The 25317-nt window shown below is 63.0% G+C and carries 24 protein-coding genes; 14 read left to right on the plus strand and 10 right to left on the minus strand.

Annotated elements, in window-relative coordinates; all coding sequences use genetic code 11:
• Positions 1-27: 27 nt before the first annotated feature.
• Both AC56QQ_RS22980 and AC56QQ_RS22985 read right to left on the minus strand, forming a co-directional pair.
• A complete protein-coding gene (locus tag AC56QQ_RS22980) occupies positions 28-477 on the minus strand; it encodes a DNA polymerase III subunit chi (protein ID WP_497123490.1) in 450 nt (149 codons plus the stop codon).
• A 28-nt stretch (positions 478-505) separates the two neighbouring features.
• The gene (locus tag AC56QQ_RS22985) at positions 506-2002 is read right to left on the minus strand and encodes a leucyl aminopeptidase (RefSeq protein WP_497129099.1); all 1497 of its coding nucleotides are present in this window, start codon (positions 2000-2002) and stop codon (positions 506-508) included.
• Positions 2003-2071: 69 nt separating this feature from the next.
• On the opposite strand from AC56QQ_RS22985, the gene AC56QQ_RS22990 reads away from it, so the two are divergent.
• The 7 genes from AC56QQ_RS22990 (at position 2072) to rsmA (ending at position 9986) form a co-directional block, all read left to right on the plus strand.
• Positions 2072-2386: a hypothetical protein gene (locus tag AC56QQ_RS22990; protein ID WP_489860632.1), complete on the plus strand. Its 315-nt coding sequence runs from the start codon at positions 2072-2074 to the stop codon at positions 2384-2386.
• Positions 2373-3575, plus strand: coding sequence for an LPS export ABC transporter permease LptF (gene lptF, locus AC56QQ_RS22995; protein WP_489860631.1), 1203 nt, complete (start codon positions 2373-2375; stop codon positions 3573-3575). Before AC56QQ_RS22990 ends, lptF begins: the two co-directional genes overlap by 14 nt.
• Positions 3572-4657 carry an LPS export ABC transporter permease LptG gene (gene lptG, locus AC56QQ_RS23000; RefSeq protein ID WP_497129101.1) on the plus strand — a complete coding sequence of 362 codons (1086 nt, stop codon included), beginning with the start codon at positions 3572-3574 and terminating at the stop codon, positions 4655-4657. The genes lptF and lptG overlap by 4 nt, the downstream gene beginning before the upstream one ends.
• The gene (locus AC56QQ_RS23005) at positions 4657-7077 is read left to right on the plus strand and encodes an LPS-assembly protein LptD (RefSeq protein WP_489860630.1); all 2421 of its coding nucleotides are present in this window, start codon (positions 4657-4659) and stop codon (positions 7075-7077) included. Before lptG ends, AC56QQ_RS23005 begins: the two co-directional genes overlap by 1 nt.
• Positions 7078-7167: 90 nt before the next feature.
• Positions 7168-8106, plus strand: coding sequence for a peptidylprolyl isomerase (locus AC56QQ_RS23010; RefSeq protein ID WP_497123491.1), 939 nt, complete (start codon positions 7168-7170; stop codon positions 8104-8106).
• A gap of 1 nt (position 8107) precedes the next feature.
• Positions 8108-9136: a 4-hydroxythreonine-4-phosphate dehydrogenase PdxA gene (gene pdxA / locus AC56QQ_RS23015; RefSeq protein WP_497123492.1), complete on the plus strand. Its 1029-nt coding sequence runs from the start codon at positions 8108-8110 to the stop codon at positions 9134-9136.
• 10 nt (positions 9137-9146) lie between these two features.
• Positions 9147-9986: a 16S rRNA (adenine(1518)-N(6)/adenine(1519)-N(6))-dimethyltransferase RsmA gene (gene rsmA, locus AC56QQ_RS23020; protein ID WP_497123493.1), complete on the plus strand. Its 840-nt coding sequence runs from the start codon at positions 9147-9149 to the stop codon at positions 9984-9986.
• Positions 9987-10020: 34 nt separating this feature from the next.
• Here the strand turns inward: rsmA and gmk are convergent, their stop codons facing one another.
• The 7 genes from gmk to fabD form a co-directional block, all read right to left on the minus strand.
• Entirely contained in the window at positions 10021-10677 is a 657-nt protein-coding gene (gene gmk, locus AC56QQ_RS23025; RefSeq protein ID WP_256749645.1) for a guanylate kinase, read from the minus strand.
• 3 nt (positions 10678-10680) lie between these two features.
• Complete coding sequence (locus tag AC56QQ_RS23030; protein ID WP_489860626.1) at positions 10681-11571, minus strand: YicC/YloC family endoribonuclease; 891 nt, start codon at positions 11569-11571, stop codon at positions 10681-10683.
• A gap of 156 nt (positions 11572-11727) precedes the next feature.
• Positions 11728-12957 (minus strand): endolytic transglycosylase MltG, encoded by a 1230-nt coding sequence (mltG, locus tag AC56QQ_RS23035; protein WP_489860625.1) that lies wholly within the window; start codon positions 12955-12957, stop codon positions 11728-11730.
• A gap of 102 nt (positions 12958-13059) precedes the next feature.
• Positions 13060-14322, minus strand: a complete 1263-nt coding sequence (fabF, locus tag AC56QQ_RS23040; protein WP_497123494.1) for a beta-ketoacyl-ACP synthase II — start codon at positions 14320-14322, stop codon at positions 13060-13062.
• 34 nt (positions 14323-14356) lie between these two features.
• Positions 14357-14593 carry an acyl carrier protein gene (locus AC56QQ_RS23045; RefSeq protein WP_006203723.1) on the minus strand — a complete coding sequence of 79 codons (237 nt, stop codon included), beginning with the start codon at positions 14591-14593 and terminating at the stop codon, positions 14357-14359.
• 212 nt (positions 14594-14805) lie between these two features.
• Positions 14806-15543 carry a 3-oxoacyl-[acyl-carrier-protein] reductase gene (gene fabG / locus AC56QQ_RS23050; RefSeq protein WP_497123495.1) on the minus strand — a complete coding sequence of 246 codons (738 nt, stop codon included), beginning with the start codon at positions 15541-15543 and terminating at the stop codon, positions 14806-14808.
• A gap of 59 nt (positions 15544-15602) precedes the next feature.
• Positions 15603-16544 carry an ACP S-malonyltransferase gene (gene fabD, locus AC56QQ_RS23055; RefSeq protein WP_497123496.1) on the minus strand — a complete coding sequence of 314 codons (942 nt, stop codon included), beginning with the start codon at positions 16542-16544 and terminating at the stop codon, positions 15603-15605.
• 255 nt (positions 16545-16799) lie between these two features.
• Here fabD and AC56QQ_RS23060 point away from each other — a divergent pair, with 255 nt between their 5' ends.
• Positions 16800-18728, plus strand: coding sequence for an LTA synthase family protein (locus tag AC56QQ_RS23060; RefSeq protein ID WP_497123497.1), 1929 nt, complete (start codon positions 16800-16802; stop codon positions 18726-18728).
• Positions 18729-18748: 20 nt separating this feature from the next.
• Here AC56QQ_RS23060 and AC56QQ_RS23065 read toward each other — a convergent pair whose 3' ends face one another.
• Complete coding sequence (locus tag AC56QQ_RS23065; RefSeq protein WP_497123498.1) at positions 18749-20395, minus strand: pilus assembly protein; 1647 nt, start codon at positions 20393-20395, stop codon at positions 18749-18751.
• 464 nt (positions 20396-20859) lie between these two features.
• On the opposite strand from AC56QQ_RS23065, the gene rpsF reads away from it, so the two are divergent.
• The 6 genes from rpsF (at position 20860) to AC56QQ_RS23095 (ending at position 25259) form a co-directional block, all read left to right on the plus strand.
• Positions 20860-21360 carry a 30S ribosomal protein S6 gene (gene rpsF, locus AC56QQ_RS23070; protein ID WP_489860621.1) on the plus strand — a complete coding sequence of 167 codons (501 nt, stop codon included), beginning with the start codon at positions 20860-20862 and terminating at the stop codon, positions 21358-21360.
• Positions 21360-21608 (plus strand): 30S ribosomal protein S18, encoded by a 249-nt coding sequence (rpsR, locus tag AC56QQ_RS23075; RefSeq protein WP_006203718.1) that lies wholly within the window; start codon positions 21360-21362, stop codon positions 21606-21608. The genes rpsF and rpsR overlap by 1 nt, the downstream gene beginning before the upstream one ends.
• A gap of 212 nt (positions 21609-21820) precedes the next feature.
• Complete coding sequence (gene rplI, locus AC56QQ_RS23080) at positions 21821-22405, plus strand: 50S ribosomal protein L9 (protein ID WP_256749637.1); 585 nt, start codon at positions 21821-21823, stop codon at positions 22403-22405.
• A 188-nt stretch (positions 22406-22593) separates the two neighbouring features.
• The gene (locus AC56QQ_RS23085; protein ID WP_497123499.1) at positions 22594-23898 is read left to right on the plus strand and encodes a cyclopropane fatty acid synthase; all 1305 of its coding nucleotides are present in this window, start codon (positions 22594-22596) and stop codon (positions 23896-23898) included.
• A gap of 64 nt (positions 23899-23962) precedes the next feature.
• Positions 23963-24286, plus strand: coding sequence for a YnfA family protein (locus AC56QQ_RS23090; RefSeq protein ID WP_497123500.1), 324 nt, complete (start codon positions 23963-23965; stop codon positions 24284-24286).
• A gap of 1 nt (position 24287) precedes the next feature.
• Positions 24288-25259, plus strand: coding sequence for a small ribosomal subunit Rsm22 family protein (locus tag AC56QQ_RS23095; protein ID WP_497123501.1), 972 nt, complete (start codon positions 24288-24290; stop codon positions 25257-25259).
• Positions 25260-25317 lie beyond the last annotated feature (58 nt).

Genomic DNA, 25317 nt, shown 5'->3' on the forward strand with positions numbered 1-25317 from the left:
TCCCGTGACGTCAAGAAGTGCCGCTGCCTACGCCTTGCGCTCCCAGCGGCGATCAGGCGTCTGCTGCCAGTAAGTCACCGCGTGGCGGGCGTCCTTCATCGTCTTCCAGTGTCCACGGGCCGCCTCGACCTGGGCGGCGTCGTGGCCGTCGAACAGGAACACGGCGCGCTCATAGCCGCCAAGCTCGGGCGGCATGGCGCCGTCGACCAGAAACCTTATCTTTGCTTCGTTCGGGTTGCCGTCGCCGGTGGTCAACAGGATCGGCTGTTCGCCGGGATAAGCCTCTCGATCGGTCGCGTGGGCGAGGAACGAATCGTCCCGAAAGGTCCACAGATGCTGGTCGAGCGCGTCGCGGCGCTCTTCCGTGCCGGTCTGCACCACGACACGCCAACCACGGTCGATGCTGCGCTCGAGCAGACCGGGCAGCGCATCTTCCAGCGTTGATTCGGTCAGATGGTAGAAGAGGACGTCGGCCATCGCTTCAGTCTATACCGGTTGACCCCGCTCACTGTTCATAATTGTCACGCACCAGCCGGTCGAGCAGCCTGACGCCGAAACCCGAACCCCAGGACTGGTTGATCTCGTTCGACGGCGACCCCATCGCCGTGCCGGCTATGTCGAGATGCGCCCATGGCGTATCCTTGACGAAGCGCTGCAGGAATTGCGCCGCGATGATGGCGCCGCCATAGCGACCGCCAATGTTCTTCATGTCGGCGTTCTTGGAATCGATCAGCTTGTCATATTCGGTGCCGAGCGGCATGCGCCACAACCGCTCCTGCGTTGCCTGCCCCGCCGCCGTCAGCTTTTCCGCCAGATCGTCATTGTTGGAAAACAGGCCGGCATAGTGCTGGCCGAGCGCCACCATGATGGCGCCGGTCAGCGTCGCCAGGTTGACCATGAATTTCGGCTGGAAACGGTCGTTGCAGTACCACAGCGCATCGGCCAGAACGAGGCGGCCTTCCGCGTCGGTGTTGAGCACCTCGATGGTCTGGCCCGACATGGACGTGACGATATCGCCGGGGCGCTGGGCATGGCCGTCGACCGCGTTTTCCACCAGGCCGATGATACCGACGACGTTGGCTTTCGCCTTGCGAGCAGCCAACGCGTGCATCAGGCCGGTGACGGCTGCCGCGCCGCCCATGTCGCCCTTCATGTCTTCCATGCCCGAGGCCGGCTTCATCGAATTGCCGCCGGTGTCGAATGTGACGCCCTTGCCAATGAACGCGACCGGGCTGTCCTTAGGTTTGCCGCCATTCCACTGCATGATCGCCATGCGGGCGCCGCGCGGCGAGCCTTGCGCGACGCCAAGCAGCGAGCCCATGCCGAGCTTCTTCATCTCCTTCTCGGCGAGGATTTCGACCTTGACGCCGAGCGCCTCGAGTTCCTTGGCGCGGGCGGCGAACTCAACAGGCCCCAGCACGTTTGCCGGTTCGTTGACGAGGTCGCGCGCCAGAAGCACGCCGTCGATCACGGCCTCCGCATCGGTGAAGGCCTTTTTCGCAGCGGTCGGATCGGCGGTTTGGATGGTTATCTTGACCGGCTTCTTCAACTCCGCCTTGCCGTCGTCCTTGTCCTTCCTGGTCTTGTACTTGTCGAAGGCATAGCTGCGCAGAAGAATGCCGGCGGCAAGGCTTGCCGCGTCCTTGCCGCTCGGCGAGGCGCCAACCAGATCGAGCACCACGGCCACATCGGTCGACTTGCGCAGCGACGCGGCGATGGTGCCGCCGAGCTTCAGCCAGGCATAGTCGTCGAGCCCCGACACCTTGCCGGCGCCGATGGCGACAAGCCTGTCGAGCGAGGTTGCTTCGGGTGCCAGCACTTCCACGACGCCGGCGAACTTGCCCGTGAACTCCGCCACCGGAAAGGCCCGCTCCAGCGTCCTGCCGGGATCGCAAGCCTTGGCGGCGTCGCTCAGGCCGCCCTCATCCGCCGACAGCACGAAGACGCTGCCCTTCCTGGGTGCGGAAAATCTGGCGAAGGCGATCGTCGGTCTTTGATTCATCATGTCCTGCTTTCGGGGAATGCGTAGCTTGTCGGGAAGGCTTGGCTCGAGGGGAAGCTGTGTGAAGCGATGCGCGACATTTGGTCGTTTTCCGGCATTTGGCAAGACTTTGCCAAATTCGCACCCCATATCACCAACGGAATCGATGGCGATTCGTCGCGGCACGGCCCCGCATCTTGCCGCAACTTGTTGTTAACCATCGATGTTCTCCCTTTCTTATCCATTCCCGCCGACACTCCGGCCCACCGGGGGCGTGATCTGGGACAGGAACCGGTTCGACCATCTCATGGAGCCAGTTGTGCAGGCGTCGCCGGACAGCTACCCTTGTGCGGTGGCATGATGCCGTTCGAAAAAATCGAGAAAAGCCTTCATGAAGGTCATTGAACGCTACATCATGCGCCGCGCTTTCGTGGTCTTCATGGCAGCGCTTGTGTGGACGCTGGCCATCGTGTGGACGACGCAGGTGCTGGCAAAGATCGACCTGGTCACCGACAGCGGCCAGTCGGCGCTGACCTTCTTCGAGGTCGCCGCCCTCATCCTTCCCTCGATCATCCCGATCGTCGTGCCTTTCGCGCTGGTGGTGGCGGTCGCACAGACACTCAGCGCCATGAATTCGGATTCGGAGCTCGCCGTCGTCAACGCTTCAGGCGCCTCGCGCTGGACGATCGTGCGGCCGATCATGCTGCTGGCGCTCGCGGCCAGCGTCTTTTCCTTTGCCGTCGACAACGGCATCGACCCCTACGCACGTCAGAAAAACCGGGCCCTGGTGGCGTCATCACGGGCCGATCTGTTGTCGCTGATCATCCAGGAAGGCACCTTCCGCAAGATCGAGGACGGACTGTTCCTGCAGATCGGCGAACGGCTTCCCGACAATCGTCTGGGCGGCATCTTCGTCGCGGATTCGCGTGAGGAAGGGGTCAACCTCGTCTACTACGCCAAGACCGGCAGCATCGTCGAGCGCGGCGGCGAAAAGGTGTTGATGATGAATGACGGCGTCATCCACCGCAAAACGCTGACCGGCGACCTTTCGGTCATCCGGTTCACCTCCTATGCCTTCGACATGTCGGCCTTCATGGCGGCGGCTTCGGCGGTGACGCTGCTGCCGAAGGACCAGACGACCCAGTACCTGCTCAACCCGAGCGCCAACGACAAGAATTTTCAGCAACGCCCCAACGAATACCGGGCCGAGATCGACCAGCGGTTTTCGGAATGGACCTATTCCATGGTCTTCGCGCTCATCGCGCTCGCCGTCGCCGGAGACGCCCGCTCGCATCGCGAGGCGCGCGTCAATCCGCTGATCACGGCCATTACAATAGCGCTGTTCGTGCGCTGGCTGGGCTTCTTTGCCGCCAGCAAGGCCGATGAAATCCCGCAATACGCCTATATGGTCTATGGCGTGCCCATCGTGGCGTCCGCGGTGGCGATCTGGTTCATCGTCTCCAACCGGACCATGGAACTGCCGGTGGCCTGGGCGGACTGGATGACAAACTTCGCCACCCGCTTCGGTGACGGCTGGAATGCCATCAAACTACGCTTGTTCACGCGTGGCACTTCAGGGCAAGGGGTCAGCTGATGGGCTGGACACTGGGCCGCTATTTCTTCTTCCGCTATGTGACGATCACCATCTGGTTCTTCATCGGCCTGCTGGCGCTGGTGTTCCTGATCGATTTCACCGAGCTCTCCGGCCGCACGACTGGCCTGCCCGGCTTCACCTATGGGACCGCGGTGGCCATTTCGGCGCTCCGGATGCCGATGATCATGCTGCAGACGGTGCCGTTCGTCGGTCTCTTCTCGGCAATGGCGACGCTGGTGTCGCTCAACCGACGGTATGAGCTGGTCATCGCGCGCTCCGCCGGCGTTTCCGCCTGGCAGTTCCTGTTGCCATGCTGCATCGGAGCGTTGCTGTTCGGCGTGCTGTCGGTCGGCATCATCAATCCGCTCGCCGCGCACGCCTTTTCGTGGTCCGAGCAGATCGAGACCCAACTGCGTTCCGGCAAATCGAACACGGTTTCGGCCGATGCCGCACCGTGGATCCGGCAGAAAACCAGTTCCGGAGACACCATCATCGGGGCGCGGGCCATCCTCAACCAGGGACTGGAGATGGCCGATGCCGTCTTTTTCATTCTCGACCCGCAAGGCGACATCGTCGAGCGCAAGGACGCGGCGCGCGCCTTCCTGCGCGACGGCTATTGGGATCTGCAGGACGTCAAGACCTTCAAGAACGGCACCATCCAGCCATCGGCAAGCGATCGCGTGCCGACCAACCTAAAGCCTGAATTCGTGCAGGAACGGCTGGCGCGCCCAGAAACCATCCCGTTCTATGAACTGCCCGGAAAGATCGAGGTTGCCCGCTCCTTCGGCCTCAAGGCAAATGCCTTTGCCATGCAGTTTGATTCGCTGGTGGCGTTGCCGTTCCTTCTCGTCGCCATGACGCTGATTGCGGCAACAGTTTCAATGCGATTTGCTAGGATGGGGCAGTCAGCGACGATGATTCTGGGTGGCATCATCGCCGGGTTTCTGCTTTATGTCGTTTCGGTGCTGGTGAAGGCATTCGGCGTTGCGGGGTTTGTGCCGACTGTCGTAGCCGCCTGGGTGCCAGTCGTCGTGGCTATGTTCTTCGGGGTGACTTTCCTGCTATACAAGGAAGACGGCTAGTGAGGGAGGCGTTTTTGCCCAGTAGCAGGCGGGACGGTTTGGCGCGCCTTTATGCGGCGAGCGCCTTGGCGTGCCTGCTTGCCTGCGGTGTCCCGCTGCCGGCGCTTGCGCAGGACGTTGGCGACTTGGCGACCAAGGTTCCGTCCGGCTCGCAGATGCTGCTGGCGGCCGATACGCTGGTCTACAACAACGACAACCAGACCGTGACCGCCGTTGGTGGCGTGCAGATCGACTATGGCGGCAATCGCCTTGTCGCCCAGAGGGTCGAATACAACCGCAACACCAAACGGATGGTCGCGAGCGGCAATGTCGAAGTCGTCAACAGCGACGGCACAAAGATCAATTCCGAGCATATCGACATCACCGATGATTTTGCCGACGGCTTCGTCAACGCGCTGCGTGTCGAAACCATCGACAAGGCCTATTTCGCCGCCGAAAGCGCCGAGCGCATGGGCGGCGTGCTGACGACGTTCCACAATGGCGTCTACACCGCCTGCGAACCGTGCGAGGACAAGCCCGACAAAGCGCCGACCTGGCGTGTCAAGGCCAGGAAGATCATCTGGAACGGCGAGAAGAAGACGGTTCGCTTCGAGAACGCGAATTTCGAATTCTTCGGCTTCCCGCTCGCCTACCTGCCTGCGTTCGAGATTGCCGACCCGACGGTGAAGCGCAAGAGCGGCTTCCTGATCCCCAGCATCGTCTACAAAAGCGACCTCGGCGTCGGCGTTAAGATCCCCTACTATCTCGCACTTGCGCCGACATACGACCTGACCGTGACGGGCAGTGGCTACACCAAGCAGGGCTTCCTCGGCGAGGCCGAATGGCGCCAACGTTTCAACAATGGCGAGTACAGTCTGAAGATCGCCGGGATTCAGCAGCAGGATCCCGATGCCTTCATCGACAGCGCCGGTCACAACGTCGATTCGGGCGCGGCGGGCGACCCAAACAAATTCCGCGGCATGATGGGCACCCAGGGCCAGTTCGCGATCAATTCGCGCTGGAATTTCGGCTGGGACGTGCTGCTGCAGACCGACAAGAACTTCTCGAACACCTACAACATCGACAAGTACAATGCCGCCGTCCACCAATCGTCGGTCTACCTGACGGGTCTCAATGGGCGCAATTATTTCGACGTGCGCGCAATGCACTTCGAGGTGCAAGAGGATACGCTCAACAACAAAGCCGCCGCGCGAAACGGCCAGCAGCCCTGGGTGCTGCCATCGCTCGACTATGCCTATATCCCCGACGTCTCGGTGGCGGGTGGCCAGCTGTCGCTCAATGTCAATTCGCGGGTCATCCACCGCGATGAACTCGATCAAACCTATTTCACCCCTTACGTGCCCGCTTCAGGCACGCAGCGCGTGCGCGGCATTGAAGGCGAATCCGGACGTCTGACCGCTGAGGCCGAATGGAAGCGGACATTCGTCACCGATGATGGGCTGGTGGTGACGCCGTTGCTGGCACTGCAGGGCGACGTCGACTACCTCAACGCCTCCTCGGCTTCGCTCGCCGCCATCAACCAGATGGCGACGAATCTGGGCGAGCAGGACGATATGCGCTCGTCGTTTGCCCGTTACATGGCAACAGCCGGCCTTGAGATGCGTTGGCCACTACTGTTCTCCATGGCCAGCGGGTCCAGCCATGTTATCGAGCCGATGGCGCAGGTCTTTGTGCGCCCGAACGAGCAATATGTCGGCGGTCTTGCCGTGCCGAACGAAGACGCCCAGAGCATGGTCTTCGACGCGACCACCCTGTTCGAACGCGACAAGTTCTCCGGGTACGACCGTGTCGAAGGCGGTTCGCGCGCCAATGTCGGCCTGCGCTATTCGGGCTCCTACATCAATGGCTGGGGCACCAACGCCATTTTCGGCCAGTCCTATCAGCTTGGCGGCGAGAACTCTTTCGCGGCGCCGGATCTGGTCAATGTCGGCGCCTATTCGGGCCTCGAAACCACCAAGTCCGACTATGTCGGCCTGATTGGCGTCAACAGCCCCAACGGGTTCGCGGCCTCGGTCAGCGGCCGTTTCGACGAACAGACCTTCGAGATTCGCCGCGCCGAGGTGAAGGCCGCCTATTCCGGCCTTCCGGTGTCGCTGAGCGCCAAATACGCCTTCATCCAGGCCCAGCCACTCTACGGTTTCACAACCGACCGTCACGAAGTCACGCTCGGCGCTTCCACGCACCTTGCCGAGAACTGGCGCGTCTTCGGGACCGGAACCTACGATCTGCAGGAAAGCCTGCTGGTCAAGGACGGCGTCGGCTTCGCCTACAACGATTCCTGCTTCACCTATCTGATGACGTATTCGCAGTCGCGCGACCTGAATACCAGGGAGGTGACGCAGAGCATCGGCTTCAACCTGTCGTTCCGCACCCTTGGCGACTTCGGCTCGTCGACCAGTGCCATCGATACGATCCAGTAATCGGCGACATCGTTTCGCCGCATAGGGCTGGCACGGAATTCGCGCACCCGGAAAAAGATAAAATTGGGCGGAACCGGGACAAGATTTGGGATGCCAACGATGAGGAAATACCTCTTTTCAGCAGGGTTCGCGCTGCTTGTGGCGGCGACATCCGTGTCGATCACGGTGATGACGCCGCCGGCTTTCGCCAGCGAGATCAAGTACGTCGTCAACGACATTCCGGTCACCACCGGCGACATCGCACACCGCGCCGCCTTCTTGAAGCTGCAACGCAAGAAGGGCGACGCCGCCCAGGAAATGATCGACCAGACGCTGCGTATGGCCGAGGCCAGGCGGCTTGGCATCCGGATCAGCGACGCGCAGGTCGAGGCTGCCTACCAGCGCTTTGCCTCGACCAACAAGATGCAGCTCCGCCAGCTGGACAATGTCATGGACAAATCCGGCGTCAGCAAGGAGCACTTCAAGGAATTCATTCGCGCCCAGATGGCTTGGAACCAGGCTTTGAGCGCGCGTTACCGGTCCGGCGATGGCACCGGTGCTGTCAGCGAACAGGACCTTGTCAAGAAGATGCTCGAAAAAGGCGGCTCCAAGCCGAGCGCTACCGAGTACATGCTGCAGCAAGTCATCTTCGTCGTGCCGGCCGCTGAACGCAGCGCGACGCTGGCCAAGCGCAAGCGCGAGGCCGACGCCATGCGTGCCCGCTTCAACGGCTGCAACACGACGCGCGAATTCGCCAAGGGCCTGATCGACGTCACCGTTCGCGATCTGGGCCGGGTGCTGGCGCCGCAATTGCCGCCGGACTGGGCCGAACAAATCAAGGCAACCAAGGTCGGCGGCGCCACCGTCACGCGCGAGACCGAGCGCGGCGTCGAGTTCATCGGCATCTGCTCGTCGCGCGAAGTATCCGACGACAAGGTCGCCCAGATGGTGTTCCAGAGCGAGGGCTCCAGCGGCGACAAGAACGCCGACGAGCTCAGCAAGAAATATGTCGACGAGCTGAAGGCGAAAGCCCGCATCGTCAAGCGCTGACGTGGGCAACGCGGTGATTGCGCTCGCGTTGAGCGTCGGCGATCCGTCCGGTATCGGGCCAGAGATCGCGATCGCCGCCTTTCTGGCACGCGGCGCCGCCGGCTTGCCTCCCTTCTATCTGCTCGCCGATCCGGCGCTGATCGCCTCCCGGGCGCGTCACCTCGGTGTTTCGCTGCCAGTGGTTGAAACGACGCCGGCGCAAGCGGCGCAAGTCTTTGCCCAGGCGTTGCCGATCGTTCCGCTGGCCGCCCGCAGCATAGACAGCCCTGGCCGGCCGGACCCGGCCAATGCGGCGGCAACCATCGAGGCCATCGACCGCGCCGTCGCCGACTGCCTTGCCGGCGATGCGGCGGCCGTCGTCACATGCCCCATCGCCAAGAAGCCGCTCTACGATGCCGGCTTCCGCTTTCCCGGCCACACCGAATATCTGGCGCATCTGGCCGCCCGACACAGCGGCGTCGAGGCAATGCCGGTGATGATGCTGGCAGGCCCCGATCTGCGCACCGTTCCCGTCACCATCCACATCGCGCTGGGTGAGGTGCCGAAGACGCTGACCACCGAATTGATCGTCGCGACCGCGCGAATCACCGCCGCCGACCTTGCCAGCCGCTTCGGCATCGCCAGACCACGGCTTGCCATTGCCGGCCTCAATCCGCATGCCGGCGAAGGCGGCACCATGGGCCTCGAGGACGAGCGCATTGTCCGCCCGGCGGTCGACGTCCTGCGTGCCGAAGGCATCGACGCATTCGGCCCCCTGCCAGCCGACACATTGTTCCACGCCCGGGCACGAGCGGGATACGACGTGGCGCTGTGCATGTATCATGACCAGGCGCTGATCCCGGCCAAGGCACTGGCCTTCGACGAGGCGGTCAACGTCACGCTCGGCCTGCCCTTCATACGCACTTCACCCGACCACGGCACCGCCTTCGACATAGCCGGCAAGGGCGTGGCGCGGCCCGACAGCCTGATGGCGGCTCTGCGCCTTGCCCGCCAACTTGCCGACACCAACGCGAAGGCGGTTGCCGCTTGAGACCGCAGGCATGAGCATGGACGGGCTGCCGCCACTGCGCGAGGTGATCGAGCGCCATGGGCTGCAGGCAAAGAAGGCGCTCGGCCAGAATTTCCTGTTCGACCTCAACCTCACCGGCAAGATCGCACGCACAGCGGGCGACTTGTCCGATGCGACCGTGATCGAGGTCGGTCCCGGCCCCGGCGGGCTGACCCGCGCATTGCTCTCCAACGGCGCGCGCCGCGTCATCGCCATCGAGCGTGACGAACGCTGCCTGGCTGCCCTTGCCGAAGTGTCGGATCATTATCCCGGCCGGCTGGAGGTGGTTTCCGGCGATGCGTTGAAGACGGATTTCGCGGCACTTGCCAGAGGAGCGGCTGGAGACGGCGGCCCGGTAAAGATCATCGCCAACCTGCCCTATAATATCGGCACGGAGCTGCTGGTACGGTGGCTGACGGTCACGGACTGGCCGCCGTTCTACGCCTCGATGACATTGATGTTCCAGCGCGAAGTGGCCCAGCGCATCGTCGCCACGCCCGGCAGCGATGCCTATGGCAGGCTTGGCGTGCTGGCCGGCTGGCGCACGCAGGCCGGGATCGCCTTCGACGTGCCGCCGCAGGCATTCACGCCACCGCCCAAGGTCACCTCCTCGGTGGTGCATCTGGAGCCGCGCGCGCACCCCTTGCCTACCGATGTGAAAAAACTCGGCCGCGTCACGGAGGCTGCCTTCGGCCAGCGCCGCAAGATGCTGCGGCAGAGTGTGAAAAGCCTCGGCGGCGAAGCCCTGCTCGAACGCGCGGGTATCGATCCGACACGCCGCGCCGAGACGCTCAGCGTCGAGGAGTTCGTGCGGCTGACCAATACGGTATAGCTCCGTTCTTCCGGCTACAGGGAGAAGGAGCCGATCAGTCCGTCTTCTCGTCCAACAGCCCCGAGACGAAATCAAACAGACCCGGTCGCCGGTCGCGCCTTAGCCGCTCGGCGACAACGATGCCGCGCACTTCGGCGAAGGCGCGGTCGAGATCGTCATTGACGATGACGAAATCATATTCCTTCCAGTGCTCGATCTCGTTGCGGGCATTCTTCAGCCGCGTCTCGATCACCGCTTCCTGGTCCTCGGCGCGGCGCTTCAGTCGTGCCTTCAATTCCTTCATCGACGGCGGCAGGATGAAGATCGAGACGATGTCGGCGCGCATCTTCTCCTTGAGCTGCTGTGCGCCCTGCCAGTCAATATCGAACAGCATGTCGCGCCCTTGAGCCAGCGCCAGTTCGGCCGGCTCGCGCGGTGTCGCGTAGCAATTGCCATGCACCTCCGCCCATTCGAGCAGGGCGTCGGAATCGCGCAACCGCTCGAACTCGCGCATCGTGCGGAAATGGTAGTGAACACCCTCGATCTCGCTGCCGCGGCGCGGTCTGGTGGTGACCGAGACCGACAGCTCCAGGCTGGAATCACTTTCCAAGAGGTTGCGCGCAATCGTCGACTTGCCGGCGCCTGATGGCGACGACAGAACGAGCATGAGGCCCCGGCGGCGAATGCGGGACCCCAAATCCTTGGCAACCATCGGCTACTCCAGATTCTGGACTTGTTCACGAAACTGGTCGACCACGGCCTTCAACTCCAACCCGATCGCGGTGACGGCTGCGGCGTTCGACTTCGAGCACAGCGTATTCGATTCGCGGTTAAATTCCTGTGCCAGAAAATCGAGCTTGCGGCCGACGGCGCCGCCGCCCCCAAGCAGTGCCCGGCCAGACATGACATGTGTTTTCAGCCGGTCGATCTCTTCGCGAATATCGGCCTTGGTGGCCAGGAACGCCGCCTCCATATGCAGCCGGCTTGCGTCCAGATTGGCGGAGGCGTCCATCAGAAGCCTGACCTGCTCGGCGATGCGTTCACGGATCGCCGCCGTCTCGCGTGACGGATCCGCCTCGGCCCGCAGCGTCAGCGCCTCGATCGTGTCGATATGGACCGACAGAAGCGACACCAGCGCAGCACCCTCGCCCTGTCGCGCCTGCTCAAGCCCTTTGAGCGCCACCTCGAGCGCGGCCATGATCGCGACATCGAGCGCGGCTCGCACCTCTTCGGTTTCGACAGTTTCGGGAATGTCGAGGACGCCGCGCAGCGAAAGCAACCCGTCAGCTGTCGCCGGGGCTACGCCGAACTGCTCCTGAAGGCGCTTGGCCAGCCCTGCCAGGTCCTTCAGAAAGGCTTCGTTGACGACTGGCTGCGCCTGCGCGCCGGCGGCGCGGCCGATGGTCAGCGTCGCCTGGAAATTGCCGCGCGCAAAACGCTTCTGAAGTATCTGCCTGACGGCTGGTTCCAGCCGCTCGAAACCTTGCGGCAGCCGCAGCCGAACCTCGACGCTCTTGCCGTTGACGGACTTGACCTCCCAGGCGATCGAGGTGCCGTCATGCTCGGCGACGGCACGTGCGAAACCGGTCATGCTCTGCAAAGTCATTTCGTCCACAAATCCCTGGCGCATCACCCCCGAAACCGGCTTTCCGGAGAGGAGCAAGTGCGGTTTGAAAATCACCGCGCCTCTGGCGCGTCGAAATCAGACGCGCGGCGCTCTTCCAATTGTCAGTACGTCGCCTTCCCGGCAACGCCTTTCTTCTTACTGGGCAGCGCCCGCATCGCCGCCGCTGTCGTCGCCGCCGTCAGCCGGCTTGACGGCGTTGCCGTCGCTGGCGCCGGCGGCTGCCTTGGCGGCGTCATCGGCCTGCTTCTTCTGCAGCGCGCGATAGCGGGCGACGTTCTCATTGTGCTCGTCCAGTGTGGCGGCAAAGACGTGCCCGCCGGTGCCATCGGCAACGAAATAGAGGTCGTCGGTCTTCGACGGATTGGCGACGGCCTCCAGTGCCGCGCGACCCGGATTGGCGATGGGCGTCGGCGGCAGGCCGTTGATCACATAAGTGTTGTAGGGCGTCGGCTTCTGGATATCCGACTGGTAGATCGGCCGGTCCGCGGGTTTGCCCTTGCCGCCGAACAAGCCGTAGATGATGGTTGGATCGGACTGCAGGCGCATGCCCTTGGCCAACCTGTTCAGAAAGACGGCGGCAACCCGTGAGCGCTCGTCACCCTTGCCCGTTTCCTTCTCGACGATCGAGGCCAGCGTAACGAACTCTTCGATGTTGGCCAGCGGCAGATCCGGCGCGCGTCGCTGCCAGACATCCTCGACCAGCTTCTTCTGATCCGCCAGCAGCTTGTCGATCATCTGCTGGCGAGTCGCGCCGCGCGTGAAGCGCAGCGTGTCGGTGGCGAGACTGCCCTCGGGAAGAGTGGTCGCCGGCATGTCGCCGCTCAACGCGGGCTCGTCGGCGATGCGCTGCAGGGCCTGTTCGACCGTCAACCCTTCTGGAATGGTCAGTGAATACATCACCGACTTGCCGCTCTTCAAAAGCTCCATGATGTCGCGCATGGAAGCCCTGGGCTTGATCTCGTATTCACCGGCCTTCAGCGCCGAATCGTTGCCGAAGGCACGCACGCCAAGGCGGAATACCCTGGCGTCGCTGATCAGTCCGCGGCGCTCGAGCTGGTCGGCAATATCCTGGACGCCGGTGTTCGGCTTGACCAGGAACGTGTCGCCATTGGCCGAGGGGCCGGGCTCGTTGAACGCCTGCTTGCCCAAATAGAGCGCGACGCCCGCAGCCAGAATCATCAGCATCACCGAGGTGATGACGAAGTTCATGAACACCACGACCTGGCTGCGTGAAGCACGCGAGCGCTTCGGCGGCGGCGTGCCTGCCTCCGGCCGCAGGGCCTCGCTGGCCGTCTTCGGCACGATCGGTCCGGCAGTCGCCGGCCGTTGCGCAAATTCTCCGTTGCCCACCGGATTTGTGTTCATCTTGCCCTACCGTTTGATTGCTCAACGAATCCCCAGCGGCAGAGTAGGGGTGAATATGGCAAAATTGACGGCACGCCCAAGCGTCGCCCGACAGTCGGACGGTCAGCCATTGTAGCGCTGGAAGACGAGCGAAGCATTGGTGCCGCCAAAACCGAAGGAATTGGACAGCGCCACGTCGATCTGGCGGGCCCGCGGCTTGTTCGGCACCAAGTCGATCGCGGTTTCGCGCTCCGGGTTGTCGAGGTTGATGGTCGCCGGTGCGACATTGTCTCTGATAGCGAGGATCGAGAAGATCGCTTCGGCGGCACCCGCCGCTCCCAAGAGATGACCGATGGACGACTTTGTCGACGACATCGAAATCCTGGAAGCGGCATTGCCGACCAGGCGTTCGACGGCGCCGAGTTCTATCGTATCGGCCATGGTCGAGGTGCCATGCGCGTTGATATAATCGACATCGGCAGGCGTCAGCTTGGCCCGGTTCAATGCCGCCGTCATGCAGCGGAAGGCGCCGTCGCCATCTTCGGCGGGCGCGGTGATGTGATAAGCGTCGCCAGTGAGGCCGTAGCCGGTGACCTCTGCGTAAATCTTCGCGCCGCGCGCCTTGGCGTGCTCCAATTCTTCCAGCACGACGACACCGGCGCCTTCGCCCATGACGAAGCCGTCGCGGTCACGGTCGTAGGGACGCGACGCCGTTTGCGGCGCATCATTGCGATCGGTCGACAGCGCCCGGCACGCGGCGAAGCCGGCAATCGACAGCCGCGTCACCGGCGCTTCGGCGCCACCTGCGACCATCACGTCGGCATCGCCCCACATGATCAGCCGGGCAGCGTCGCCAATGGCATGCGCGCCGGTCGAGCAGGCGGTGACGACGGCATGGTTCGGGCCTTTCAGCCCGTGCCGGATCGAAACCTGACCGGAGACGAGATTGATGATCTGACCCGGAATGAAGAAGGGGCTGATGCGGCGCGGGCCGCGTTCCTTGAGGATCATCGCGTTCTCGGCGATGCCCTCTATGCCGCCGATGCCGGAGCCGATCAGGACGCCAGTGGAGCACTGCTCCGCATGCGTCTTGGATTCCCAGCCGGAATCCGCCAGCGCCTCGTCGGCAGCGGCAATCCCGTACAGGATGAAGTCGCCGATCTTGCGCAATTCCTTCGGCTCGAGCACGGCCTCGGGATTGAAGGTGGCGTTGCTGCCGTCGCCACGCGGAACGACGTGGGCGATCTTGCAGGCAAGATCCTCCACCTCGAACTCGGTGATGCGCTTGGCGGCGCTGCGGCCGGTCAGAAGTTCCTTCCAGCTGTGCTCGAAGCCCATGCCGAATGGCGACAGCAACCCAAGGCCCGTGACGACGACACGCCTCATCGCAGGTCCTCCCAGGTGACGACTGCGGAAAGCGTCAGGCCGAAGCCTTGTCGATGTACTTCACCGCGTCGCCGACGGTCAGGATGGTCTCGGCCGCGTCGTCGGGAATCTCGACGCCGAATTCTTCTTCGAACGCCATGACGAGTTCGACCGTGTCGAGGCTGTCGGCGCCCAGATCATCGATGAAGCTCGCTTGCTCCGTCACCTTGTCGGCATCGACGCCAAGGTGCTCGATGACGATCTTCTTGACGCGCTCTGCGGTGTCACTCATTTGGGGCATCCTCGTCTTTTGTTTGTCTGTCTTCGTTAGCGGGCAGAATGCCGCTAATCAAGCTGAAAGATGGTCCTGCCGGAAACGCAACGGCCACGGACCGGTTTTTGCCCGAACCGCCGGGTTGCGGGCCGCATTACACGAAAATCGGCTCAGGTCCAAGGCGAAATGGTCTCTTTTCACAACCCGGCAGCGTTGCCGCCGGACCTCGTTCAGATCATCGCCATGCCGCCGTTTACATGGATGGTCTGGCCGGTGACGTAGGCCGCTTCGTTGGAGGCCAGATAGGCAACGGCAGACGCAACTTCGGCGCTGGTGCCCATGCGGCGCGTCGGAATCGCCGCCATGATCGCCTCTTTCTGCTTGTCGTTGAGCTTGTCGGTCATCGCCGATTCGATGAAGCCCGGGGCGACGCAGTTGACGGTGATGTTGCGGGTGGCGATCTCCTGCGCCAGTGATTTGGAAAAGCCGATCATGCCGGCCTTGGAGGCGCAATAGTTGGTCTGGCCGGGATTGCCGGTGACGCCGACCACCGAGGTGATGTTGATGATGCGGCCATGGCGGCGGCGCATCATCGGATGGGTGAGTTCACGGGTCAGCCTGAACACGGCAGTCAGGTTGACCTCGAGCACGGTGTCCCAATCCGCATCCGACATGCGCACGAACAGGCCGTCCTTGGTGATGCCGGCATTGTTGACCAGAATGTCGACGCCTTCGAGATCGGCTTCCGCCTTCTGGCCAAGCGCCTTGACCTCGTCGCGGTTCGACAGGTTGGCCGGGAACAGCTTGACCCGGTCGCCAAGCTCGGCGGCGAGCGCTTCCAGTTTCTCGACGCGCGTGCCGTGCAGGCCGACGATGGCGCCTTGCGCATGCAGGACCCTGGCGATCGCCTCGCCGATGCCCCCCGATGCGCCGGTGACGAGCGCCTTGCGGCCGTTCAATTCAAACATTTTTGTCTCCTGATTGAGAAGAGAACACCCTCGCACGGGTGAGGTCAAATCGCATCCAACTAGGCAAGCGCTGCCAATGTCGCCTCGACCTCAGCCGCGGTGCCAACCGACGCGGTGGCGATGTCGCGGTTGATGCGTCGCGCCAATCCCGAAAGCACCTTGCCGGCGCCGATTTCGTAAAGCGTGCCGACGCCGTTCGCGCCGAACCATTCAACAGTCTCGCGCCAGCGCACGCGGCCGGTAACCTGGTCGACGAGGCGTCGGGCGATCTCGTCGGGGTCGCTGGAGGGTGTCACCGACACGTTTGAGACGACCGGGACGACGGGCGCATTCCTTGCCACGCCAGCCAGGGCTTCGCGCATCACGTCCGCGGCCGGCGCCATGAGCGCCGAATGGAAGGGCGCCGACACCTGCAGCATCAGCGCGCGCTTGGCACCCTTTTCCGTGCACAGCCTTGCCGCTAGTTCGACCGCGGCCTTGGCGCCGGAAATGACCAGCTGGCCGCCGCCATTGTCGTTGGCGATCTGGCACACCGAGCTTTTGCCGGCCTCGGCGCAAGCGGCTTCCACATCAGCCTGTTCCAGTCCGATGATCGCCGCCATGGCGCCCTCGCCGGCCGGCACCGCCGCCTGCATGGCGTTGCCCCGGATGCGGAGCAGCCGAGCAGCATCGGCAACCGAAACGAAGCCGGCGGCCGCGAGGGCTGAATACTCGCCCAGCGAATGGCCGGCGACATAGGCGACCCTGTCCTTCAGCGAGAAGCCGCGCGATTCCAGCGCCCTGATGGTGGCCAGCGACACCGCCATCAGCGCTGGCTGCGCGTTGGCGGTCAGCGTCAAGGTTTCCTCCGGCCCTTCCCAGATCAGCCTGGACAGGCTTTCGCCGAGCGCGTCGTCAACTTCCTGGAAGACCCTGCGCGCCTCGGGAAAGGCGTCGGCGAGATCCTTGCCCATGCCGATAGCCTGGCTGCCTTGTCCAGGAAAGGTGAATGCAACGGCCATGCGAGGGCTCCCAAAGGCTGGTTTTGCTTGCCTGTGACGCAAGGCAGGCCGCCAAGTCAAGCCCACTTCGGCCCTGCCCGGCGGCAGCATCGTCGGTCGAGTGCCTGTTCCAAAAGGCTTTTTGGCGATCACTCCTGATGAAAACCGCTCACGAATCGTTTGCTGGCTCTTCTTATTTCCGCCAGAGGCGCTAGCTTTGCGTGACAATTCCATGACAATCGAGTGACGAGTTTGTCGCTGGGCGGGGAAGTTAAAGTGGCAAAGAATTCAAAACGCGCCGGCAAGGCCGCGCCACAGTTCCTGGAAGACGATCCGTCCACCGGCTATCTGCCGGGCAGGACGTGGCCGGTTGTGCGCTATGGTCTGATCAGCCTGGCGATCGCGGCCGTGCTGGTGTTCGCCATAGAGCTGATCGTGCGCGGCGATTTTGCCGGCACCGTCTCCTTCTTCCTGCAGCCTCTCAAGCCCGGCTGGACCACCATTGTCGTGTTTGCGCTGATCCTGATTGGCCTCGACGCAGTGCTCGGCCGCAGTCACCAGAGCCTGATGATCGTGGCGCCGCTTACCCTGTCTCTTGCCTTTGTCGGCCACCAGAAGTCGCACTATCTCGGTGATCCGCTCTATCCGACCGATTTCCTCTATGCACGCCAGATCTTCGCGCTGCTGCCGCTGCTCGTGCGTGACCGGCCGATGACCGCGCTCGCCATGGTCGCCGGTATCGTCGCCGGCCTGTCGCTGCTCGTCTATGGCTGGCGGCTGTGGCGCCGCAAGGTTCCATCGCTCAGCCATAAGGGCCGTGTTGCCCGGCTGACGCTGGCGGTGCCGCTGCTCGCCTTCTTCGTTTCGATCATGGATTATGCCACCTTCTCATGGACCCGCGACCGGCTCCAGATCATCCCGATCATGTGGGACCAGAAGGAAAACTATGCCTCCAACGGCTTTGCACTGGCCTTCGCGCTGAATGTGCCGATGGCGCATGTCTCGGCACCGGCCGGCTATTCCGACAAGGCAATCGCGGCGATCGGCAGGTCCGATGTGACCGCCTCGGTACCCGATGAGAAGCCCGACATCATTGTCGTGATGAGCGAGTCCTTTTGGGATCCGACCAAGCTTCCCGGTGTCACCATCACACCCGACCCGATCCCCAATGTGCGGGCGCTGCGCTCGGGTTCGATGTTCTCGCCCGAATTCGGCGGCATGACCGCCAACATCGAGTTCGAGGCGCTGACCGGCTTTTCCAACGCGTTCCTGCCGGCCGGCAGCATTCCCTATCAGCAATATGTGCGCGCACCGACGCCTTCGTTGGCAACCTTCCTGAAGAGCGAGGGCTACCGGGCGCGCGCCATCCATCCCGGCACCAACTGGTTCTGGAATCGTGGCACGGTCTATGCCGATTTCGGCTTCGACGACTTCAAATCGGAAGAAACGCTGCCGCCGATGGAAAAGCGTGGGCCGCTGGCATCGGACGCGGCGATGACCGACGAGATCATCAGCGAGGCCGACGCCAGCGATCAACCGGTGTTCTTCTTCGCGGTCAGCCTGCAGAACCACGGCCCCTACGAGCCGAACCGCTATTACAATCCGACCCACACGGTGCAGGCGCCGATCAGCCAGTGGGCGCGCGCGTCGCTCCTGTCTTACGCCGAGGGCTCAGCCGACGCGGATCGAGGTCTTGAACGCCTGATCGAATGGGCCAAGAAGCGCGAGCGGCCAACCGTCATAGCCTTCTTCGGCGACCACCTGCCGCCATTGGGACCGGTCTATGTCGAGACCGGCTTCCTCAAGGACAATGTCGCGCCACGCAAGGAACCGACGCCGGAAGCCGCGCTTGAACATCACCAGACGCCGCTGATCATCTGGTCGAACCGCTCCGGTCCGGTCGAGAATCTGGGCGCGGTGAGCCCGGCATTCCTGCCCTATCATATCCTCACCGCCGCAGGCATCACCCACCCCTACTACACGGGTTTCCTAGGCGAGGTACGGGAGCGCTACCGCGTTGTCGACCGCAACCTGCTGCTGACCCCGACTGGCGAGGCGACACCCGATTGGTCGCGGCAGAAGGAGATCGACCCGACGATCAACGATTTCCGACTGATCCAGTACGACATGATGTTCGGCAAGCGCGGTGCGGCGCCCGACTTCTTCCCCGAAACGGTCGACAAGGTTGTCGCCCATACGAGTTGAGCCGTTCCCGGGCCACAGGTTCAATTTGTCAATTGCAGCTTGGAGAACTCGTTGGCGATCTGCTGGAACACGTTCGGCAGTTTGGTCGGATCATTGACGGCATAATAGTCGCTGGGATCCGAAGCGCATGCGCTGTAAAGCGCGCGGTTGGCGGCGGTGTCGGATTGCAGCACCATGGTGTAGATTTGCACGCCCTCGTTCTTCAATTGCGTACAAACGCTCTTGGTCCAGCCGTCGACATTACGCGCCGCCGTGGTCTGGTTGTCCGATCCGAAACGGCCACCCGCCAGATAGCCATAGGATGTGTAGTCGGACTTCGTCGGCTGTTCGCTGGCGCCATAGACGACGTTCTCTCCGTCGGTGAGCAACAGCACGATCTTGCTGATGCCAGGCGTCTTCCATGGCGCGCCATCGGTGTAGGGCGCGGCGGGCGACAGCACCCGCATGCCCCACGACAGGCCTTCGGAGACATTGGTGCCCGAACCGTTCCACTCGGTCATCTCGCTTGCTGCCTTGCGCAGCTTGTCAAAATCGTCGGTCAGGGGGACGACGGGTGTGGGGCAAGCGCGGTTCGGGCCGACGGTGATGGCGGAGCCCGTCTCGGTGATGAGTTCCTTGGCGGGTGCAACATATTTGGCAACCTTCTCCCTGGCGGCCTTGTCGGCCGGTAACACAGCGTCGAGCAGACTGCTGAGATCGATGCCGAGAGCGTTGCCTTTCTGCTTGGCGAGCTTGGTCTTGTCGCTGACGTCGTCGAGATAGGAATTGTTGTAGTATTTGTCCGAATTGCCGTAGGAGCCCGACGGCTTCTGGGCGTCTTGCGGATCGTCAGGCGCAAAATAGGGAACGAACAGCGTGTCGGGCTTGGCCGGGTCGGGTGGGGTGTCGGAAACATTGTAAGCCCCCGGCCGCGCCTCGACGCAGCCTTTCCATCCGGTGCCGTTCCATCCAGCCTCGGTCCATCCGGTCGCCTTGAGCTGCTTGAAAAGCGCCATATGATTGGGACGCTTGCCGTCGATGACCGGGAAATTGACGCCGTTGGTGGAGGACTTGCCGTCCATGTCGATCCAGGACGGGTCGAATTCATCGCCATCGACGTTGACGGCCGTGACGAATGGAACCAGGGAGGCACGGATCTGACGCGTCGGCGATCTTGCCGCCTCGAGAGTGTCGAGCAACGATTTCGTCGCCGTCCTCAACGCCGTCATGCGCGCCCCGGCCATGGAGCCGGTGTTGTCCAGCACCAGCACGACTTCGAGCTGGTTGTTCGATTCGACGGCCGAGGCATCGACCTCGATGTGCTTGCTGTTGCCGAACAGGAAGGCGAAGTTCAGATTGACGTCCGCTGTGGCAACTGCCTTTGTCTTGATGAAGTTGATGCCCTTGTCAACGGTCAGCGTGGCCTTCGCATTGCCGAGTTCGCCATGGCCGGCGAGGTTGGCCTGGAAATAGCGGTCAAAGGCGTCGTTGCGGGTAATGTCGAGATCGCCAAGATGCGAAGAGGCAAGGTTTGCCGCATCGAGGGCATTTTGCAGATTGCTCTTGGCCCGCATGAGTGTCGAGACGTCGGTAGCAAAGGCAATGGCCGTGAGGATGGCCGGCAACCCGAGCCCCAACACAAGCGTGAAGTTGCCGCTCGTCGAGCGCCAGAATTTGTTGAGAAGCATCCTTACCCCCAGAAATGCTTTCCGCTTTTTTGCCCGGATCATCTCTGCGCGTGCCATGATGAATCGACCGTTGAAAGCGGGGGGCAACTCCGCACAATCTGACCACAATCCGACATTGTGGTTAAGGCCTGGTGCCGGAAGCCACAAAGCCTGGCCGTTGTTGCTGCTTGATTTTTCCGCCCCTGCGACACAAGAGAGTGGCGCTTGCCCTTGCGTTGCGGCCGGATTGCTGTATAGACGCCCGCAATCTGCCGGTCCCAGCTGGGGGCTGAACGGAGGGCCGGAGGTTTTTTCGAAAGCCTTCGTGTGAAGCCAGAAGTGCTTCCGCCTCCCGTGTCTCCGCTCTCGACCGTCTCGTCATGCTCCTTTCTTCCCCGCCCCTTCGGGATCAGCGGGTCAGAGAAGTTGCAGAGGCTTTTGCCGCCGGGAACCGGGAGAGAAACGAAGAAAGGCACTGATACACCATGGCTCTATACGAACATGTGTTTCTTGCCCGGCAGGACCTCTCGCAGCAGCAGGTCGATGCGCTTGTCGAACAGTACAAGGGCGTCATCTCCGCGAATGGCGGGTCCGTCGGCCGGGTCGAGAACTGGGGACTGAAGTCCCTCACCTACCGGGTCAACAAGAACCGGAAGGCTTACTACACGCTGATGGATCTTACCTGCCCACCGGCCGCGCTCAACGAAATGGAGCGCCAGATGGGCCTGTCCGAGGACGTGCTGCGTTTCCTGACCATCAAGGTCGAAGCGCATGAGGAAGGCCCCTCGGCGATGATGCAGAAGCGCGAAGAGCGTTCGGAACGCGGCGGCTTCGGCGACCGCGACCGTGGCGACCGCGGTCCGCGCTCGTTCGGCGACCGTGATCGCGGCGACCGTGGCGACCGTCCGCCGCGCTCGTTTGGCGACGCCGGTGCCGATCGTGGCCCGCGCCGTCCCCGCGAAGGCTTTGAAGGGGGTGCAGAATAATGGTCGACATCAATCAGATCCCGACCCGGCGCCCGTTCCACCGCCGCCGCAAGACCTGCCCGTTCTCCGGCGCCAACGCGCCCAAGATCGATTACAAGGACGTGCGTCTCTTGCAGCGCTACATTTCCGAGCGTGGCAAGATCGTGCCGTCGCGCATCACCGCCGTCAGCCAGAAGAAGCAGCGCGAACTCGCCAAGGCGATCAAGCGCGCCCGCTTCCTCGGCCTGCTGCCCTACGTGGTCCGCTAGGACTTTCAAGCGGGCGGCTCGCCGCCCGCTTTCTTCCCCACGGCGACGGGCGCCGCAGGGTCGCTTCAAATCCCGAGTTGAGGTCAAGCCTCTAACTGCCCGGACAGGCAGGACAGCGACACCGGCGCCAGGGCGCCCAAGCTTCGTGACCTGTTCCAGAGACAATTCGGCGCCGATCCCGACTATTGGCGCTCAACAAAAGGAACAAAACCATGGAAGTCATTCTTCTCGAACGCGTTTCCCGCCTCGGCCAGATGGGCGATACCGTCAAGGTCAAGGACGGCTTTGCCCGCAACTTCCTGCTGCCGCAGGGCAAGGCACTGCGCGCCAACGAAGCCAACAAAAAGAAGTTCGAAGGCCAGCGCGCGCAGCTCGAAGCCCGTAACCTCGAGCGCAAGTCGGAAGCCGCCCAGGTCGCCGAAAAGCTCGACGGCAAGAGCTTCATCGCCGTGCGTTCGGCCGGCGAAACTGGTCAGCTCTACGGCTCGGTTTCGACCCGCGACATCGCCGATCTGTTGACGGCTGAAGGCTTTTCGGTCAACCGCAACCAGATCCTGCTCAACCAGCCGATCAAGACCATCGGTCTCACCAATGTGGCGATCGCCCTGCATCCGGAAGTCGAGGTCACCATCACGCTCAACATCGCGCGTACGGCTGATGAAGCCGAACGCCAGGCCAAGGGCGAGACGCTGACCACCGCCGAAGCCATCTATGGCGACGACATCAACGACAACGCCCGGCCGGAAAACTTCTTCGACCCGAATTCCGAGTTCGAAGGCGGCGAAGACAACGCCTGATTATGTGAAAAGTGGCGCGCGTCCGGCTGGACGCACGCCGCTTTCATCGACATCCAGACCGTCCAGTCATTCTGGACCAATGCCCGGGCCCCTCGCCCGGGCATTTTTGTGCCAAAAGGAACTTTTCGAAACCCTATATATTGATGCAGAGTAGGACAGCCTGTCTGACCGAGAGGGGGCATTTGGTCATGAATATTCTGTTGAAGCGCGTTCTCGACCGCCTGGTGCGCACCGGCAATCTCAAGGTAACCGGCCCCAGGGGCTCGACAGTGGTTTTCGGCGACGGCAGCGGCGAGCCGGTGCACATGCACATCAAGACCGCGCGTGCCGAGCGCGCCATCACCCTCGATCCGATGCTGGCGGTTCCGGAATCCTATATGGATGGCGAACTCGACATCCTCGAAGGTGGCGTGCTTGGTGTGATGCGCATCGCCTTCCAGAACATGGGCAGCGGCGGTATCGACGCAACCTGGTCCAAGGCGATCGAGGGCCTGCGGCACGCCTTCCGCCGCCTGCAGCAGATCAACACCGCCTCGCGCTCGCGCCGCAACGTCCAGCGCCATTACGACCTGTCGGGTGACCTCTACAGGCTCTTCCTCGACGAGGACATGCAGTATTCCTGCGCCTATTTCGAACAGCCGGACATGACGCTCGACGAGGCCCAGGCCGCCAAGAAACGCCACATCGCCGCCAAGCTCAGGCTGAAGGCCGGGCAGACGGTGCTCGACATCGGTTCCGGCTGGGGCGGGCTCGGCCTCTATCTCGCCAAGGCGTTCGACGTCGACGTGCAAGGGGTGACGCTTTCGACCGAACAGCATGGCGTCGCTACCGACCGCGCCCACGCGCAGGGCCTGGAAAGCCGCGTGCATTTCGAGCTCAAGGACTACCGCGAACTCAACGAGCGTTTCGACCGCATCGTCTCGGTCGGCATGTTCGAACATGTCGGCGTCAACCACTTCCGCACCTTCTTCGACAAGAGCGCCACCCTGCTCAAGCCCGATGGCGTCATGCTCTTGCACACGATCGGACGCTCCGGCGTGCCGTGGGCGACGAGCGCCTTCATCCGCAAATACATTTTCCCGGGCGGCTACATCCCCTCGCTCTCCGAAGTCATGCCGGCGATCGAGAAGTCGGGCCTGGTCGTCACCGACATCGAAATCCTGCGGCTCCACTATGCCGACACGCTGAAGCACTGGGGCGAGCGCTTCGCCGTCAACCGCGACAAGGCCAAGGCAATCTATGACGAGCGCTTCTGCCGGATGTGGGAGTTCTATCTGGCCGCCTCGGAAGCCGCCTTCCGCTGGCAGGACCTGGTCATCTTCCAGATCCAGATCGCCAAGAAGAACGACACGCTGCCCATGTCGCGCGACTACATAGCCAAATGCGAGAAGGCGCTTGAGATGCGCGATATGGGGCACCGGGAAGCGGCCCCCATCAAAAAAGGCCCGGCCGCCAAGCCAGCTCGCCGCCGCAAGGTCGCGGGCCAGGAATAGCATTGCCGCTTGCCATTGCTGGCAGCTGCCCTGAAAAAGGCTCCGTGATCGCGAGACCTTTTTCATGACCTACATCCTCTATTTCGCTGCCGCTCTGGCCGAGATCGCCGGCTGCTTCTCGTTCTGGGCCTGGTGGCGGCTGGAAAAGTCGTCGCTGTGGCTGCTTCCCGGCCTCGCCTCGCTCGCCTTGTTCGGCTTCCTGCTGGCACTGGTCGATGCAAGCGCCGCCGGTCGCGCCTATGCCGCCTATGGCGGCATCTACATCGCGGCGTCGCTGGCCTGGCTGTGGCTGGTGGACGGCGTGCGCCCCGACCGCTGGGATTTTGCCGGTGCCGCCCTCTGCATTGTCGGCGCTTCGGTTATCCTCCTCGCGCCAAGGGGCGCGTGAGATGGAACTTCCGGCGCCACTTCGCCAAGGAGTCGAGCGCCTGCTCGAAAACGTTCCGCTGGCGGCGCTCAAGCAAGCGGCAAGAACGCTGTCCGACCGCTACCGTGCCGAGCTGCGCGATGGCCGCCTGCATATGGCGCAGGACGCCGCCGTGAGGGCCTATCTGGCGACGCGGCTGCCGGCGACCTATGCCGCGGTGCGCGCCAGCCTCGACGCGCTGAGCGACGCCAGGCCCGGCTTTACGCCAAAGAGCCTGCTCGATGTCGGCGCCGGCCCCGGCACGGTGCTTTGGGCCACGACCGACCTGTGGCCCGATCTCGAACAGGCTGTGCTGCTCGAAGCCAGTGCCGCGGTGCGCAAGGTTGGCGAGACGCTCGCCGGCGACGCAATTGCCGCTCAAACCACGTGGCTGGCCGGTGACGCCACGGTCGACCTTGCCGACCTCAAGCCAGCCGATCTGGTGACGTGCGCCTATGTGCTGGACGAAATCGTTCCGGCCTCATTGCCGAAGCTGATCGACCGGCTGTGGCAACTCACTGGCGATACGCTGCTGGTCGTCGAGCCGGGCACGCCGGCCGGCTGGCAGCGTATCCTTGCGGTTCGCGGGCAATTGATAGAGGCCGGTGCGCATGTGCTCGCGCCTTGCCCGCATCAGGCGCCCTGCCCGCTCGCCCCGCCCGACTGGTGCCATTTTTCCCGCCGCGTCGCCCGCTCGCGCCTGCACAGGCTGGCCAAGGACGCCGACGTGCCATGGGAGGACGAGAAATTCATCTATGTCGCCGCCTCGCGACAAGCCGCCCCTTCGCAGCTCGCGCGCGTGATCGCGCCGCCGAAGTCCGGGTCCGGCAAAGTCTTGCTCAAGCTCTGTGAAAACGATGGCCGCGCCGGCGAAAAACTGTTCACCAAACGCGACGGCGATGCCTTCAAGGCCGCGCGGCGGTTGGACTGGGGCGACACTTTTGGCAAGCGATAAAGACGTAGTTTCGCGAAGATACGCCCTTTGAACCGGAATGCGGAATAGCCAAAATGAC

This window comes from Mesorhizobium sp. RCAM 05099, assembly GCF_059683685.1.

What these genes read in the sequence shown, in the direction of transcription:
- AC56QQ_RS22980 (WP_497123490.1), bottom strand. Translation starts at nt 477, where the DNA reads ATGGCCGACGTCCTCTTCTACCATCTGACCGAATCAACGCTGGAAGAT.
- AC56QQ_RS22985 (WP_497129099.1), bottom strand. Translation starts at nt 2,002, where the DNA reads ATGAATCAAAGACCGACGATCGCCTTCGCCAGATTTTCCGCACCCAGG.
- AC56QQ_RS22990 (WP_489860632.1), top strand. Translation starts at nt 2,072, where the DNA reads ATGCGCGACATTTGGTCGTTTTCCGGCATTTGGCAAGACTTTGCCAAA.
- lptF (WP_489860631.1), top strand. Translation starts at nt 2,373, where the DNA reads ATGAAGGTCATTGAACGCTACATCATGCGCCGCGCTTTCGTGGTCTTC.
- AC56QQ_RS23010 (WP_497123491.1), top strand. Translation starts at nt 7,168, where the DNA reads ATGCCAACGATGAGGAAATACCTCTTTTCAGCAGGGTTCGCGCTGCTT.
- rsmA (WP_497123493.1), top strand. Translation starts at nt 9,147, where the DNA reads ATGAGCATGGACGGGCTGCCGCCACTGCGCGAGGTGATCGAGCGCCAT.
- gmk (WP_256749645.1), bottom strand. Translation starts at nt 10,677, where the DNA reads ATGGTTGCCAAGGATTTGGGGTCCCGCATTCGCCGCCGGGGCCTCATG.
- AC56QQ_RS23030 (WP_489860626.1), bottom strand. Translation starts at nt 11,571, where the DNA reads ATGACTTTGCAGAGCATGACCGGTTTCGCACGTGCCGTCGCCGAGCAT.
- mltG (WP_489860625.1), bottom strand. Translation starts at nt 12,957, where the DNA reads ATGAACACAAATCCGGTGGGCAACGGAGAATTTGCGCAACGGCCGGCG.
- fabF (WP_497123494.1), bottom strand. Translation starts at nt 14,322, where the DNA reads ATGAGGCGTGTCGTCGTCACGGGCCTTGGGTTGCTGTCGCCATTCGGC.
- AC56QQ_RS23045 (WP_006203723.1), bottom strand. Translation starts at nt 14,593, where the DNA reads ATGAGTGACACCGCAGAGCGCGTCAAGAAGATCGTCATCGAGCACCTT.
- fabG (WP_497123495.1), bottom strand. Translation starts at nt 15,543, where the DNA reads ATGTTTGAATTGAACGGCCGCAAGGCGCTCGTCACCGGCGCATCGGGG.
- fabD (WP_497123496.1), bottom strand. Translation starts at nt 16,544, where the DNA reads ATGGCCGTTGCATTCACCTTTCCTGGACAAGGCAGCCAGGCTATCGGC.
- AC56QQ_RS23065 (WP_497123498.1), bottom strand. Translation starts at nt 20,395, where the DNA reads ATGCTTCTCAACAAATTCTGGCGCTCGACGAGCGGCAACTTCACGCTT.
- rpsF (WP_489860621.1), top strand. Translation starts at nt 20,860, where the DNA reads ATGGCTCTATACGAACATGTGTTTCTTGCCCGGCAGGACCTCTCGCAG.
- rpsR (WP_006203718.1), top strand. Translation starts at nt 21,360, where the DNA reads ATGGTCGACATCAATCAGATCCCGACCCGGCGCCCGTTCCACCGCCGC.
- rplI (WP_256749637.1), top strand. Translation starts at nt 21,821, where the DNA reads ATGGAAGTCATTCTTCTCGAACGCGTTTCCCGCCTCGGCCAGATGGGC.
- AC56QQ_RS23085 (WP_497123499.1), top strand. Translation starts at nt 22,594, where the DNA reads ATGAATATTCTGTTGAAGCGCGTTCTCGACCGCCTGGTGCGCACCGGC.
- AC56QQ_RS23090 (WP_497123500.1), top strand. Translation starts at nt 23,963, where the DNA reads ATGACCTACATCCTCTATTTCGCTGCCGCTCTGGCCGAGATCGCCGGC.
- AC56QQ_RS23095 (WP_497123501.1), top strand. Translation starts at nt 24,288, where the DNA reads ATGGAACTTCCGGCGCCACTTCGCCAAGGAGTCGAGCGCCTGCTCGAA.